This window comes from Planctomycetia bacterium (assembly GCA_015075745.1).
GTDB lineage: Bacteria > Planctomycetota > Phycisphaerae > UBA1845 > UTPLA1 > UTPLA1.
The window spans coordinates 372955-387131 of the sequence record JABTTW010000001.1 but is presented as its reverse complement, the minus strand read 5'-3'; the positions used below and the strand labels follow the sequence as shown (position 1 = coordinate 387131).

Below are 14177 nucleotides of genomic sequence, written 5' to 3'. Positions count from 1 at the left end.
GGGTACGTCGGTCCGCGTCAAAATGTTTCGAATGAGGCTTCATTTCGCTTCTTGCTCTTCGGCGGCGGTCCCGCTTTCTTCTGGGAGATATTGAAACACCTGTACGCGGCGGTTGTAAGTGTCCGCGATCCAGATTCGATCCTGGGCGTCGATTGAGATTCCGGAGGGCAGATAAAATTCGCCCGGCCCGTGGCCCTCCTGTCCCCACGCCATCAGCAGCCGACCGCCCGGGTCAAATACCTGTACATTCTCAAACTGATTATCGAGTACGTAAATATGGCCGTCGGAGTCGGTTGCCACGTCGCGCGGGAGCGAGAAGTCACCGGCGGCGTCGCCTTTCTTTCCGAACATGTGCTTAGCCAGTCCGGCGGCGTCGATGGTTTGAACGCGGAAATTCATGGAGTCGGCAATCAGCGCGCCAAGCCGATCATCACAGACCAGTCCCGCCGGATAGTTGAATTCGCCGAGGCTCTCGCCGCGCTGGCCGAATCGCGACTTCTCGGCGCCGTCTTCGTCGAAGATCACGCAGGCATGAGCACCCGTGTCGAGAACCCAGTATTCGCGGCGCTGCGGGCTCCAGCCGACGGCCGAGGGTCGCTTGAGCGTCCCCTTGCCCATCGTGCGAACATCGGCACCCTGCAGCGTCATGATGAAAATCGCGGCGCGCTTGCCGTCCGCGATGGCAAGATGCTGATCCGCGAGCGTCACATCACTCGGCCACCCAAACTGCTCGCCATCGGCATGGGTGATGGCACGGAAGTCTCGCGTGGTGAGGTTCAGGTGGTACACCGCTTGATTCTGACCGTCACAGACGAAAAGGTCGTCGCCGCGCGCCGCCACGCTGGTGGGGGTGGAAAAACCGATGGTTGGCTCTGGTCCGGCGAGCAGCGACTTGAGCGTAACCGGCTTGGGCTTGTTAAGACTATCTTCCCCGGAGAGCGAACCGATGTACGCAATGCGCGGTCGGTCCGGCGATGGTGGCCATACGATCGGCGGCTCGTGCTTCTCGAAGACGGGGCGCAGCGGTCCCTGGCAGCCGGCGAGTGCGGAGAGGAGAACGAGTGCCGCGGCGATTCGTGATGTTCGTGTCATCCGCGCGGCCTCCCGATGATCGGGATTTCCCGTCGCACCTTGAGCCAGATGCCGAGTGAGTCGTCGGATGAGTAGGGGAGCTCGAGCATGTCGTACTCCGCTTCCACGAAGATGGTGAAGTACCCGATCTTGTAGGAGATGGAGGCCGTCAGATCAACGCCGTTGGTCTCGCCGAAGAGCGAATCCGTCTGGTAGCGGTAGAGGGCTGCCGAGTTTGCCTCCAGTCGAGGGCCGAGGGCGTAGCGGTGGGTGAGGCCCAGGTCGACGAGAGTGGTGTAGCGCTGCTCCAGAAACTGCTGCCCCTCGAATCTGAAGTGCGAGGCCGCCCCGCGGATATTGAGCTGTTGTCGATCGTTTTGAAACAGAATGGCGTCGGCATTGGCGTGCAGGGCGTGATAGGGGTCGATGGAGTCGTCGTTGAACTCGTATTCCGGTCCCGCTGACCATTTATCCCGGCGATAGGTAAAGCCGATGCGATGCCGGTTGATGTTGCGGTCGCGGTAGAGGAGATAGTCCTGCGGGTCGACCTTTTCGTCCTGCCATGAGAGGGCGTAATAAGGCGTCAGACCCATCTTAAAGTCCTGCTGCACGCGCAGGTCGATTCGGTCACGATCCACCTTGAAGTCGTCGAACACGCGATAGCGATAGCTGACCAGCACCGTCTGCCTGTCGAGGATCAGACCGGTGGGAATGCGCTGCAGCGCGACATTGTTCTTGATTCGCAGAACGCGATAGTCGATGCCGCGCCGATAGGCCCGCAGGCCGTTGGCGTCGCGGACGTGAATCGAGCCGACATCGACATTGGGATGAGCCAGGTAGCTCGACAGCGGGTCGCGAAAGGTGACGGATTCATCGATGACGACGCCGCTTTGCCGACCGTCGTCGGTTGAGGTCCGGGAGTGAAGGTAGGACAAGTTACTGGAGAAGATGCCGGTATCGTTTTTCTTGCTGAAGGCAAAATTGGCCAGGGCCCCCAGTTCGCTCAGGTCGGCGTTTTCGACGGCCGATTGCTGCAGGCCGTAGAACCCAAACGAGGATGTCAGGATGTCCTTGAACTGGTGAGTGATCCCCCAATCGCCTCGCCAGGTATCGGTTTCCAGATCGAAGTAGTTTTCCTTCAGGTACTGAGCCTTGTAACTGGTGAAGAGCGAGTCGGTATGTTGCAAACGCAACTGCGGGGCGAATTCGAAGACGTCGCGCGGCAGGTCACCCCGCTCTTCCTCGACGCGCAGCAGCGTGTCCATCCGGCTGCGATTGTCGAGGCCGAACTGGATGGCGTCATTCAGCGAGAAGTAATTGCGCGTCGTGTCGAATCGAGTATTCGTCCCGGAGTATTTGTCGCTGCGGCGCTCATGCTCAAACTCGAGCGACAGGGCATGATTCTCGGTCGGTTGCCACGTCGTTTCATAACGAAGTGTGTCCTCGCCCTGTTCCTGGTCGTCCTGCAGATAGTTCGAGCGGCTGGTGATGTCGTCGAACAAGTGGTCGAAGGTGAGTCGCATCGGCAGTTTGGGATCGTTAAAGAAAAGGCCCGCCCCGTACTTTTCGCGCGTTCGATCGAGGCTCGGGAGGAACGGCCGTGGAATCCGATCATCGAGCCTCGACGCATAGCCCGAGCCGGAGACCTTGCCGACCGGAAAGGCCTGCAGCCGCAAGTCGTATTCAAAAATGGTACCGTTGGGCGCACTCACCTTGTCGAAGAACAGGCTCGAACTGTCCTCGGTGAAGCGTTCCTGCGAGAGTCCGCCGCGGATCATCGCATCGTAAAGAAGCACGCGCTCGTCGATCAGGCTGCCGCGTCCGGTGAGGCCGAGCGTTTCCTGGAAGCGATACTGCTTATTCGTCTGGGCGAATCGGGGCCGGCCGCGGCCGAGGGAGTCGGTGCGGACGGTACGTTTCTGAAGCTCGGACTCAAATCCCACATCGGCGGTGAGTTCCTCGATGCTCATGAAGCGCGGGACGGGGCCATCCGTGGATTCCTCTCGATGCGCATTATCAGGGGTTGCCGTTTCGCCGTGGGCCTCAAGTGGCCGCATGGCGCCCGTGCCCAGTACCGCGTACAGGAGGATGTGGCTTGTCAGCCTCATTGACTCGTTGCGGACCTCGAACAAGCAGGGCGACGGGGATCCATGACGGAGAACGACCGCATTGGCGGCGTATCTTACAAGGTGGCGGGAATGAGTGCGCTTCTATTGTTTGACAGGCGTTCGGGGTAGATTACCCCGGGGAAAGCGGTCGTCAGCCCGCAGCTCGCACTTGTCCCGATGCGGCTTAACAACAGCGTCATTCGCTGTTATATATCGGCGTTCATGAGCCTGACGCCGTACGAACGACCAGAGTCGCACCTGAAGCTCATGTCCGGCCGACTCCGGCTGCGTATCCGTTCACGCTTCTTCCGGCCTGCCCGAGGATGGGCGATTGTACTCGTCGCGGTGTTGGTGGCATCGTGCGTCCAAAGCGGTGAGCAGGGCGAGACGGAGCAAGGGCCCGACGGTGAATCGTCATCTGCAGGGGCAATTGGTTCGGTCGCCGCACCGGATGCGCGATGGGCGCGGGGTTTGATCGGAAGCGCCCATGACTTCCGGCAGGCCGACGGCGCAGCGCTGGACCTTTGCACGCCGTGTCATACTCCGCACGTCTCGCTGGGCAAGGCCCCTCTCCTCGACCGGCGGCCGCAGGTTTATCAAGCTGCCCAATCGTATGAGGCGCGGGGCGTCGAGCTGGACGCCAGTTCACTTCTCTGCCTGAGCTGTCACGACGGGATCACGGCTCGGGATGTTTATGGCTATGCACACGCGGTCAGGGGGCCGGGGAAGATCGGCGGATCGTGGATCGGGACGGGCAGTCTGACCAGCCACCCGATCGGCGCAAAGTATCCGCTGACCGAACCGACGTATCACGACCCCGCATCCGTGACGGCAAGCGGCCGGATCAAGCTGCCCGATGGCCGGGTGCAGTGCATATCCTGCCACGATCCGCACAATTCGCACCGGGTTGAGGGCATGCTGGTGGATCGCAATGACGCAAGCCGCCTGTGCCTCGCCTGCCATCGGTTGTAGACTTCCAGTCCGTGAAGATTCGCATGAGACGCATGAACCTACGCTTGGCCCTGGTGGTCGCGGTTGCGATCGGCGCATCCGCCGTCGGCTCCTGCGCGGACTCTGGCGAGCGATTGAGCCAGTCCAGCAGCCGCATCTATCCGCCCTCGCCGCAATCGCCGCGTGTCGTGGCGTTGGGAAACCTGCGCAGCGGTCCTGGGGCGAGCGAGTCCGAGCGGCAGTTGGCCATCATTCTCTTTGGCGAGGAGCCCGAGCCGCCGATGTCGTTCGTCCGGCCGCTGACGGTTTCCGCGGATGTTGGCGGACTGCTGACGTGCGACGCCGCCCTGGGAATGGTCCTGCGATGGGATCAAGCGTCACGTGCGTTGGACGCGCTGGAAATTTCCCCACGGCCATCCAGACCGGTCGCCGCCAACTCGACGCCCGATGGCGACTGGTTGATCGCCGACGGCGGGGGCAGCGGTGCGGTGCTCCGATTCAGTCCGAGTGGTCGTCTGGTCCGTCAGTACGGTGTACGCGATCGACCGTATCGACCGGCGGGAATGCTCTTCGTCGGCGACGAGCTTTGGGTCACAAATATCCTCGGGCATCGCATTGAGATATTCGAGGCCGCCACGGGGAAACACCTCCGTTCATTGGGAGAACGCGGCGCAGGCGACGGACAATTCGGCATGCCGCTCGGTTTGGCGCAAACACCGGCCGGCGACATCTGCGTGGTCGACCAACTTAATAGCCGCGTGCAAATTCTCAGGCCCGACGGCACTTATGTCGGCTCGGTCGGCGGTCCGGGAGACATCGTCGGCACATTCGGTCGGCCAAAAGGTGTGGCCGTCGGAGATGACGGAGTCATGTTTGTCACCGACGCGGCTTCTCAGCGCGTGCATTGCTTCGACTCGCGCGGCCAACCGTTGATGGCATTCGGCGAGCCGGGAACAGGCGTCGGAGCGCTGAGCGTACCGGGTGGTGTTTGCATCGCAAGAGATTGCCCCATTGAGAGCGCGCAGCTGCCTGAAGGCTTTAGGGCCGAGTATTTTGTCCTGGTCGCCGAGCAATTACTCAGACCCGGGATTCGCGTTTACGCGTGGGGTGGCTTGTCGACGGTCGCCGTCGGCGAACGCACAGTTGAGCCAACCGGTTCGAGATCGGCGGGCGCCGGCGAAACCATCAACCCGCATTGGTCGGCCGGCGACTGCAAAACGTGCCATAGTCCGTCCGGCACCGGCGCTCCTCGCGCCATACTTGCAGCCGATGTGGACACACTCTGTCTTTCCTGTCACGACGGGAAGAGGGCACGGGCAGAGGCGCACCCGGTAGGGCGGCTTGCCGTCACGCGAGATATTCAGCCGCCCGGCGACTGGCCGCTCAATGACGGACGCTTGGGATGCCTGACCTGCCACGACATTCGCCGGCATTGCAGCAAGGACGCGACTCGCCCCATTCAAAATTCGGGGATGCTGCGCTTCTTCGATGAGAATCAGCCGCTGGCGCTTTGCACGCAGTGCCACAAGCCTGCCGAGTCATGGCGCATCAGCCCTCATAAGAATCTGGCCGCCGATGGAAGTGTGATCGAGCAGTCTTGTCTATTCTGTCATTCGCAGACACCGGCGAATCCCGATGACGGCAAGCGGCAGGGCGATCCGATGCTCCACGCCGCGTCGTCAAAGCTCTGCCTGACCTGCCACACTCGGCATTGGGACGTTTCGCCGATCGGCCACGTCGATCGCCCGGCGTCGCAGGAGATTCAGGAGATCATCGCCGCAGGCTCGGGGCGATTGCCGTTGACTGAGAACAAGGTCACGTGCTACTCGTGTCACAATCCCCACGAGGCCGGACTCTTTCCAAGCGGCACACCGCTGGGGGCGATCTCACAATTGCCGACAGATGTTCACGCGGCGCTTCGCGTCACCAGCGTGGAGCTTTGTCTGGAATGTCACGCCAAATAGCCGCAGGGCGATCGATGGATCGCGCGCACGAATTCATTCGTAAATGTGCGTGCTCTCGGTTTCCTCGACCGGCGACTGGAGTTGGTCGCTGATCATGGAGACCCGGAATCGCACGTCGGCCATCGCGGTTCCCCTGACGGTGATGCGGAAGGTGGCCTTGGCCTTGGGGTCGAGCCGGGGCAGCGGTGCAAAAGTCACGATCTTGCCCTGGGCAGTGGCGGCGGTCGGACCATCCGCTGAGACATACTCCTGCTGCGGCGGGATCGTGCAAGTGATGGCGATGTTGGTCCCCTCGGCCGAGCCCTGATTGACGACGATGATGTCGTAGGTCTCGTTGGCCCCGACCTCGATCGGGTCGTCGTTGTCCACGACTTCGAGGAGAATGGCCGGGATGCCGACGACTTCGGTCGTCGTTTCAGCATCGGCCTCGGCGCAGTACGCCTTCGCCGAGACCTTGTTCGTGATGGTCCCGATCTGATTCGGTATCACCGAGATCGAGAGTGACTGCGACGCGCCCGGCTCAATCGTTCCGACGCGCCAGGTGACCTGGCCACCGGAAACTTGTCCGTTGCCCGCATCCGTCACACGCGCGCCGCTTGAGACGTCGTCGACGATGACGGTGTCCTTCGCCGGGGCGTCACCGTTGTTCGCAATGGTAATATCGTACTTGGCCGGTCGGCCCAGATAGCGCTTTTCCGGGCCGGACTTGGTGAGGGCGAGCTTGGGAACCGTCACGCCGGTGTCGGCGGATGCATCGGCGGTCAAGCCTCCGTCTTCAACGGCGCTCGCCGTGTTGCTGAATCGTCCCGTGGCGGATGCCTTGGTGGTGACACTGAACTCGCGCGACTGTCCCGCGGCGAGGTCGCCCGCGGAGAACGACACATTTGCCCGGCCGTCCTGCGCGGTCCAGCCGTCAGGGAGTGCGCCGGTTACTTTCACATTCCGTGCAACGCCGGAGCCGCGATTTGAGACGACGTATCTAAGCGTGATGGGGTCGCAGAGGATGACTTCAGCCGGTGCGGTCAGCGTGAGTCCCAGCTCAGGTTGAACGGCGCGGTTGGCCCCGCAGATTTCGGTCTTGAAGGTGACGGTGGCGCAGTAGTTGAGTTCGCCGACCGATGCGGCCGCGCCGGTGACCTTGATCGTCGTGGACTGCCGGGCCGCAAGCGTGCCGAGCGACCAATTCAACGAGCGATCTCCGGCCGACGCGCCCGACGGCGTTGAGCTCGACAATTCAAACGCCGACGGCAGTTTCTCGGTGAGGGACAGTTCGCTCACGTCATGGCCGGTCAGATTGGTGAGCGTGATGTCGTAAGAGAAGGACTCGCCCACGCGGACTTCAGCGGGAACGCTTCGCTCCAGGAGAATCGCACTGGTGGCGCGATCGCCCGAGGGGTAGTAACTCTGTGTGCGGCTGACCTGGTTTTGGCGCGGTTGGCTGATAACGGGCGATGCCGACGCAGCCTGCGAGGGCGGCGTTGAGCGAATCATCGTCGCCGACTCGGCGGGCGGCGTGCTGAGTGAACGAGCCGCAGGCGGCGAATCCGCTGACGTTTCGCGCATTTGCTCAGTTGGCGCGGATTGCGAAGGAGCAGCCTCGACCTTTGCGGGCATCGCTGGGGCGACCTTGGGGGCGGGATGAGAGGCTTGGCTTGCGGGCTTCTCGGCGGCGCTGCCCATTCGCGGGCGACGATCGCCGCCCTGCTGGCCGAACGACATGGATGCAAACAAGGCTGTAGAGATGACAGCCACGAACCACTTCGTCTGTCCCTGACGCAACATCGCCGTCTCCTTACGTCTGCCGGCTGGGGCCTGCTGGACCCAACCTGATTCGAACAACGGTCAAGGGAGTTGGACGCGACCGGCATCTTTCGACAGGTCGCGCCGTCCTCCGAACCTTCAATTGCGGCACATCAATAGATGTGCGTGCTTTCAGTTTCCTCGACCGGCTCTTGGGCCTGATCGCTGGTCATCATCACCTTGAATCGAACATCGTTCGCGGCCGTACCCTTGACGGTCAGTCGATAGACCGCCGACGCCTTGGGATTCAGTCGGGGCAGCGGTGCAAACGTGACTGTCTTGCCCTCCACCGACGCGTTCGTCGGGCCGTCGGCGGAGACGTACTCCTGCTCCGGCGGAAGGGTGGCGACAATCTTGATGTTCGTTCCCTCTGACGAGCCCTGATTGACGACCGTGATCTCGTAGGTTTCGTTCGCGCCGACCTCGATCGGGTCATGGACGTCCACGACTTCCAGAAGGATGGCCGGTACGCCCTCGACGTTCATCGTGTACGAGGCGGAGGCCTCGGTGCAGAACGCGCGGGCCGTCGCGGTGTTGCTGATCGTACCGATGCGCCCAGCCTTCATATCCACCGACACCGACTTCGACGCGCCCGGTGACAGCGTGCCGAGGTTCCACATGATGCCGCCCTGGCCGGGGTGTCCGCCGTCGCTGGCGCTGACAAACTCCATCCCCGCAGGCAAGGTGTCGACAAGCACGGTGTCCTTGGCGGGGGCGTCACCCTCATTCGAGACGGTGATCTGATAGCTTGCCGGGCGACCGAGATAGCGCATCTGCGGGCCGGTCTTGGTGACCGCCAGCTTGGGCATCACGATCCGCGTATCGCAGCCCGCGTCGGCGGAAAGGCCGCCGTCGGCGCTGGCCATGGCTCGCAGTGCATAGCCACCCTGGCGCGAGGCCTTCAGATTGAAGTTGGCTTCCTTGCTCTGGCCGGGGCTGAGATTGCCCGCCGAGAAGGACAGCGACCCTCGGCCGTCGCCGGTTGCCAGGCCGTCCGGGAGATCGACTTTGACCATGACGTTCCGAGCCGTGCCGTCGCCGGTATTGGTGACCACGACGCGGTAGGGGAGCGGATCGCAGAGCATCATCTCCACCTGACAGTTCATCGAGAGGGCCAGCTTGGGCTCGACGATGACCGTGTCGGCACAGTCGTTGTCAGACAGACCGTTCGACGCCGTGACGTCGGCGCAGTTGTGATAGGTGCCTGAGCGTTGGCCCGTGACTTTGACGGCGATCGGAACGCTGCCGCCGCCCGCCAGGTCGCCGATCGACCAGGAAAGGGCCTGACCCGCGACGGTCGCCGCGGGCCGACTGGCAACGTAGGAAATCCCGTTCGGCAAAGTGTCACGCACCGTGACATCCGAGGCGGCCATCTGCGCGGGGTTGGTCACGACGATGCTGTAGTCGAATTCCTCGCCGACCTCCGCGCGCGGTGGGGCGTTCTTGGTAATGTCGATCTGCGGCGCGAGCCAGGTCTTCGTCGTGTGCCCCGTCGCGATATGTCCGCCGGGCTTGCAGCACTGCACATCGTCCGGGCGGATGATGTCGATCTGTATGTCGTTCACGCCTTCGACCGGCGCGTCCTGATTGAGCGTGACCTTGGCGAGGCCGGCCGAGTCAGACTGCACGGAGACGCTGGTCGATCCGCCCGGAGCAAAGGTACCGCCGGGGCCTGAAGCGAGTTTGTAGACGACTTTATAGCCCACGAGCGGTGAGCCGTCTGAGTGCTTGAAGACGCGCGTCACCAGTTCGTGCGGCGTGCCGACCATGTTGGTCGCGGCAGGCGGCCACTCCCAGCCGACGTCGTACCAATGCTTGACGGCGAAGACCTTGTGCTTGGTCCAGTCATAAATGGCCGGGCAATATGCGATGATGTGCGTATCGCCTTCCACCGGCGAGCTGATGACGCACCAGGTCTGCCCCTCGTCGAGAACGAGGTCATCGTCAGGGTCTTCGGTGCCGCGCGTGATGACATGCTTGAAGTTGTTCGTGTGCGATACCGCAAACGTGTTGGTCAGCTTGTAGCCGCGGCTGGCGCGGAACCCGCTCTCATCGATCTCAATGATGCTGCCGACGCTGCCTTCGGCGATGATCCATTCGACGCGGCGATTCGGGAGCGGCTTGCCGTCCTTGTCGCGCACGGTCGCGATGAGCACATGCTGCGTCTTGACGGGATTGACCGCCTCGACCGGGTCGATCTCAATCGTGCCGGCGAAGGGGTCCCAATCGGTGTAATAGCCGCCCTCGGGAGGCTTCGGATGCGTCGGAATCGTGTCGCCCGTTGCAGGCCATGTAGCCGAATGGGGCATGCTGTTCCGGCATCCTGCCGATCCCAGACCCAATAGGGCGATGAGGGTGATCAATGCTCTCGTTGACAGTTGCCGACTCATATCCGCCTCCAACTCATTACCTGCAATCATCTGCCGCTTCCCTCCCGGAAGGCGCCAAAACTCGACTTCGTGTCGTCAAACTCCGTGCCTGGGCTGCAGGACGCACGCCGACTCCCCCAAGGCAAGTCATGGGGCAACGCAGAGCCACAGTGCAAGAAACTCGTCACTATAGGGGCACGACTTCACGTCGAAGGCCGCTGGAAAGCAGAAACCATCGACGAAAGCGATGTTAGCGGTCTCAGTTCGACGCTTGATCCATCGAACCCGACCTACCCCCGTCAGCGCGCGCCGTGTGACTGAAATATGGGGCGAAAGCCAGCCCCCCTCCGGAGAAACATCTGGAGAAGTGAGCATACCAAACCGCGACGGTTCGATTCAAACCAGTGCCCTTGCGGCTCCCCGACTCGATTCTCCCAATTCGAAGCGTTGGGTATGGGCAAGCCAGAACTCGTTAATCCACAATTGGTTATGATCATTTTCCGACGAGGGCCCAATCGGCTTGACATTGAGACTGAGTCTCAATATCTTAATGCCCATGGCTCCCAGGTCCACATCACATGATCTGCACGGCTCGACGCCGGCAAACTGTTTCGCTTCGACGCGAATCGTGGCGACCGAGCAGGTACCGCCGAGGGCGCGCCCAGATCCACTCCGAAAGGTCGATTGATGTTTCCAGAATCGCACCCGTCTGCATCCGCTCGATTGTTGCGAGTGAAAGCGGCTCGCCCTCAACGGTCGCCTCAAATGAATCGTTGGACGACCGACGCCCGGCTTGGCTCGGACGTTCGACGCCAGGCCTTCACCCTCATCGAGCTGCTCGTGGTCATGTCGGTCATCGCCGTGCTCGTCGGCATCATGCTCCCTGTCTTGAGTGCAGCCCGAAAGACGGCACACGGCACGGCCTGTTTGTCCAACTTGCGGCGGATGGGCGTCACGACCGTCATGTACCTTGAGAAATCGGGCGGCTGGTACCCGCCCATGCGGCTCTCAAAGGTGAACGGCGTCACATATGTGAACGAGTACGGCGCTGCTGAGCCGAGATGGCACTGGTTTCTGGCCTTTGAGCTCGGCCCCGTGATCACGCCGCCGGCCGACGGCGCCTCGCCATGGAGCGACTCCTTCTCGCGCACCATAAACAACGGCTATTTCAATTGTCCGAGTCTCATCGGTGCGAATGCGAGTGATATCCGCAATGGCGCATACGGCTACAACTATCAATACCTGGGAAACGCCCGCACGGACTCGAATCCGCCGGACTTTGACAATTTCGGCGTATCCGAAAACAGCATCAAGGCGACTGCTCAGACCGTCGTTTTCGCCGACAGTCGCGGAGCCCATCCCGAACATGGAAAACACTCCTACACCCTGGACCCACCGCGCCTGGCCCGTGAGAAGAACGCGCTCAAGTTCGGCCCCGGTTCTTCGGATGGTCCGATTCAGCATTCGCCGGCCGAGGCACGTCATCGCGGTCGCGCGGTCGTGAGCTTTGCCGACGGCCATTCCGCGTTGTCATCGCTCGCGGAGTTGGGATATCGACAGGATGACGTTGGCGTTGTCGTTGCGGACGCGGATGGGACCGACCCCATCGCGTCGAATCACTTGTGGAATGGTTTGGGATCTGACACTCGCCCGGTGACGGACGCCTCAGCCGCCAGGTCCCGTTGATTCTGGTGACTTGTCCGATGGAGCGATGCGAAATGCATCGGGTGCGGTGGCAAGGTTTGCCAGATCAGTCTGACGGCGGCTGGTGATGAGTTGTGGTCGCCGCGCGATCCGCATCCTCATGGTCGGACGGGTGCGGCGAAGTACGCTGCACTCCCAGTTCATCCCAGTAGGTCCATTTTCCCGTTTTCGCCCCCATGTCGTACGATCCCTCGCCCGACTTGGCGCCATTCTCAAAGTAAGTAATCCAGTGGCCGTGGCGGACGTACTCGCCCAGATTCTCGCGCTTCAAATACCCCTCGGCCTTGATCGCACCGCTTGAGTATTTCTCCTGGGCCGGGATCACGCCGCTGACAAACCACATGTAGGCGAACCATAGAGCGAGAACGGTGAGCGGAACCAGGCTTAATAGGAGCTTCGTTTTCGGCGAGCCTGTGCCGAGCCGCCCGGACTTCGCTAAGTGTGAATCGGGATACGCTGACGCGCCGTCATCCGGCCCGCGATGCGCATGATCGCCGGGTTGATCACTGGATGCGGTCATCGGCACAAATTCCTGCGGGAGCGATAACGGCACATGACGAGCACGAGGCTACTTGCTCAGCCAACGCATGATCGAGTAGATGCTCGTTTCTCGTCCTGCCCGGGCGATGGATCGAGTCAGCGGGATTTCCTTCGGGCAGACCTTGACGCAGTTCTGTGCGTTGCCGCAGTCGGTGATGCCGCCCGGACCCATCAGTGCCTCCAGACGCGATGAGGCGCTCATCTTTCCGGACGGATGAGAATTGAACAGCACGGTCTGCGAAATGACGGCGGGGCCGACGAAGCTCTGATCGTAGGCCGCGTCTTCTCGCTTTGAAAAGTCGGCGTCCGACTCTCCCGGATATCTTGCGATGTCCTGTTTTGTGTACTGCGGACAAGCCTCCATGCAGCATCCACAGGTCATGCACTCGGAAAGTGGATAAGCCTCGTCCTGGTCCTCGGGGCTCTGAATAGGCCCGGGGCCGGCGTCGTAATAGCCGTCGACCGGGATCCAGGCTTTGATGCGCTCCAGCCCGCGAAACATACGCCGGCGATTGACCATCAAGTCGCGCACCACCGGAAACTTGGTCATCGGCTCCAGCTCAATCTCGCCGGCGTCGGTGCGACCGATGTTGTCGACCAGGGCTGTACATGCTTGCCGGACGCTGCCGTTGATCACCATGGTGCACGCGCCGCAGACCTCTTCCAGGCAGTTGCAATCCCACACCACCGGTGTCGTCGCACTGCTGGCCCCGATGGGCGTCGGATTGGCAGCGATCATCTGCAGAGCCGAGATCACGTTCATGCCGGGAACGCGTGGCACCGAAAAGCTCTGCCAATATCGAGCCGTTCCCGGTCGATCCTGTCGGGCAATGCGAAAGACGATCGGTTGGTGATCTTCATGGCCGTGATGAACCTCTGGGCCGTGATGATCGTCGTGATGAGACGCGTTGTGTGTTGCCATATTCAGAAAGCTCCGGGTCGAGTCCGTTCCTGACGCGGGTTCGGTGGATTATATGGAAGTGCCGCCGTCATCGACAGCCGCAAATTTCCCGAAGTCGGATCGCCCATTTATCGCGGGGACGGGTCAAGACCGCCGAGTCCGTCGTCCGACTCACTGCGCCGGCCGCTCATCCGGCGGATCATGAAGCTGATGCGCCACGCTGTTTGTATCGGATCAATCCGGCCCATGCGAGCAGCGGTGAACGGCCCTATGACGTTTGTTTTAGGACGAAACCGGACGGCGGCGGCGACTTGCAATCACGCCGTGGCCTAGTACGATGAGGGGCTTACGCTACGGGGCGTAGCTCAGCCTGGTTAGAGCGCTGCGTTCGGGACGCAGAGGTCGGAAGTTCGAATCTTCTCGCCCCGATTGCCGCGAAGCGGCAATAGAGCAGGTGAAGAGTGGAACAGTAGAGCAGGTGAGGGAAGCAAATCCCCTGACCGTCTAGCGGCCTCCGGGCCAAGTCGACTCCACACCTGCGGTCTCCTGTTCACCTGCTCTCCTGCTCATTTCCACTTGGATATCATAAATGGCCTTCATGTTCGAGAAATTGGACGTGTACCAAAAGGTCGTGGACTTCGCGGACCAGCTTGCCGTTCTGGCTGAGGATTTCCCGCGCGGATGCTACTTTCTTTTCGACCAATCAAATCGCGCCTAATCACCAATCCAGGCAAGATTTTTTCTCTAAAAAAACACCTGATTCGCCGGC

At 61.6% G+C, this 14177-nt stretch carries 9 protein-coding genes and 1 tRNA gene; 4 read left to right on the top strand and 6 right to left on the bottom strand.

Annotated elements, in window-relative coordinates; all coding sequences use genetic code 11:
- Positions 1-39: 39 nt before the first annotated feature.
- Both HS101_01585 and HS101_01580 read right to left on the bottom strand, forming a co-directional pair.
- The gene (locus HS101_01585) at positions 40-1092 is read right to left on the bottom strand and encodes a 6-bladed beta-propeller (protein ID MBE7504956.1); all 1053 of its coding nucleotides are present in this window, start codon (positions 1090-1092) and stop codon (positions 40-42) included.
- Complete coding sequence (locus tag HS101_01580) at positions 1089-3179, bottom strand: hypothetical protein (GenBank protein ID MBE7504955.1); 2091 nt, start codon at positions 3177-3179, stop codon at positions 1089-1091. The genes HS101_01585 and HS101_01580 overlap by 4 nt, the downstream gene beginning before the upstream one ends.
- 177 nt (positions 3180-3356) lie before the next feature.
- Between HS101_01580 and HS101_01575 the strand changes: the two genes are divergently transcribed.
- Together HS101_01575 and HS101_01570 are read left to right on the top strand one after the other, a co-directional pair.
- A complete protein-coding gene (locus HS101_01575) occupies positions 3357-4151 on the top strand; it encodes a cytochrome c3 family protein (protein ID MBE7504954.1) in 795 nt (264 codons plus the stop codon).
- 32 nt (positions 4152-4183) lie between these two features.
- The gene (locus tag HS101_01570; protein MBE7504953.1) at positions 4184-6094 is read left to right on the top strand and encodes a hypothetical protein; all 1911 of its coding nucleotides are present in this window, start codon (positions 4184-4186) and stop codon (positions 6092-6094) included.
- A 33-nt stretch (positions 6095-6127) separates the two neighbouring features.
- Here the strand turns inward: HS101_01570 and HS101_01565 are convergent, their stop codons facing one another.
- Together HS101_01565 and HS101_01560 are read right to left on the bottom strand one after the other, a co-directional pair.
- Positions 6128-7876, bottom strand: a complete 1749-nt coding sequence (locus tag HS101_01565; protein MBE7504952.1) for a DUF11 domain-containing protein — start codon at positions 7874-7876, stop codon at positions 6128-6130.
- Positions 7877-8007: 131 nt separating this feature from the next.
- Entirely contained in the window at positions 8008-10314 is a 2307-nt protein-coding gene (locus tag HS101_01560) for a DUF11 domain-containing protein (protein ID MBE7504951.1), read from the bottom strand.
- A 714-nt stretch (positions 10315-11028) separates the two neighbouring features.
- On the opposite strand from HS101_01560, the gene HS101_01555 reads away from it, so the two are divergent.
- The gene (locus HS101_01555) at positions 11029-11949 is read left to right on the top strand and encodes a type II secretion system protein (protein MBE7504950.1); all 921 of its coding nucleotides are present in this window, start codon (positions 11029-11031) and stop codon (positions 11947-11949) included.
- Between the two features lie 64 nt (positions 11950-12013).
- Here the strand turns inward: HS101_01555 and HS101_01550 are convergent, their stop codons facing one another.
- Both HS101_01550 and sdhB read right to left on the bottom strand, forming a co-directional pair.
- The gene (locus tag HS101_01550; GenBank protein MBE7504949.1) at positions 12014-12487 is read right to left on the bottom strand and encodes a hypothetical protein; all 474 of its coding nucleotides are present in this window, start codon (positions 12485-12487) and stop codon (positions 12014-12016) included.
- A 48-nt stretch (positions 12488-12535) separates the two neighbouring features.
- Positions 12536-13429 (bottom strand): succinate dehydrogenase iron-sulfur subunit, encoded by an 894-nt coding sequence (sdhB, locus tag HS101_01545; GenBank protein ID MBE7504948.1) that lies wholly within the window; start codon positions 13427-13429, stop codon positions 12536-12538.
- Between the two features lie 333 nt (positions 13430-13762).
- On the opposite strand from sdhB, the gene HS101_01540 reads away from it, so the two are divergent.
- A tRNA-Pro gene (locus HS101_01540) sits at positions 13763-13837 on the top strand.
- Positions 13838-14177 lie beyond the last annotated feature (340 nt).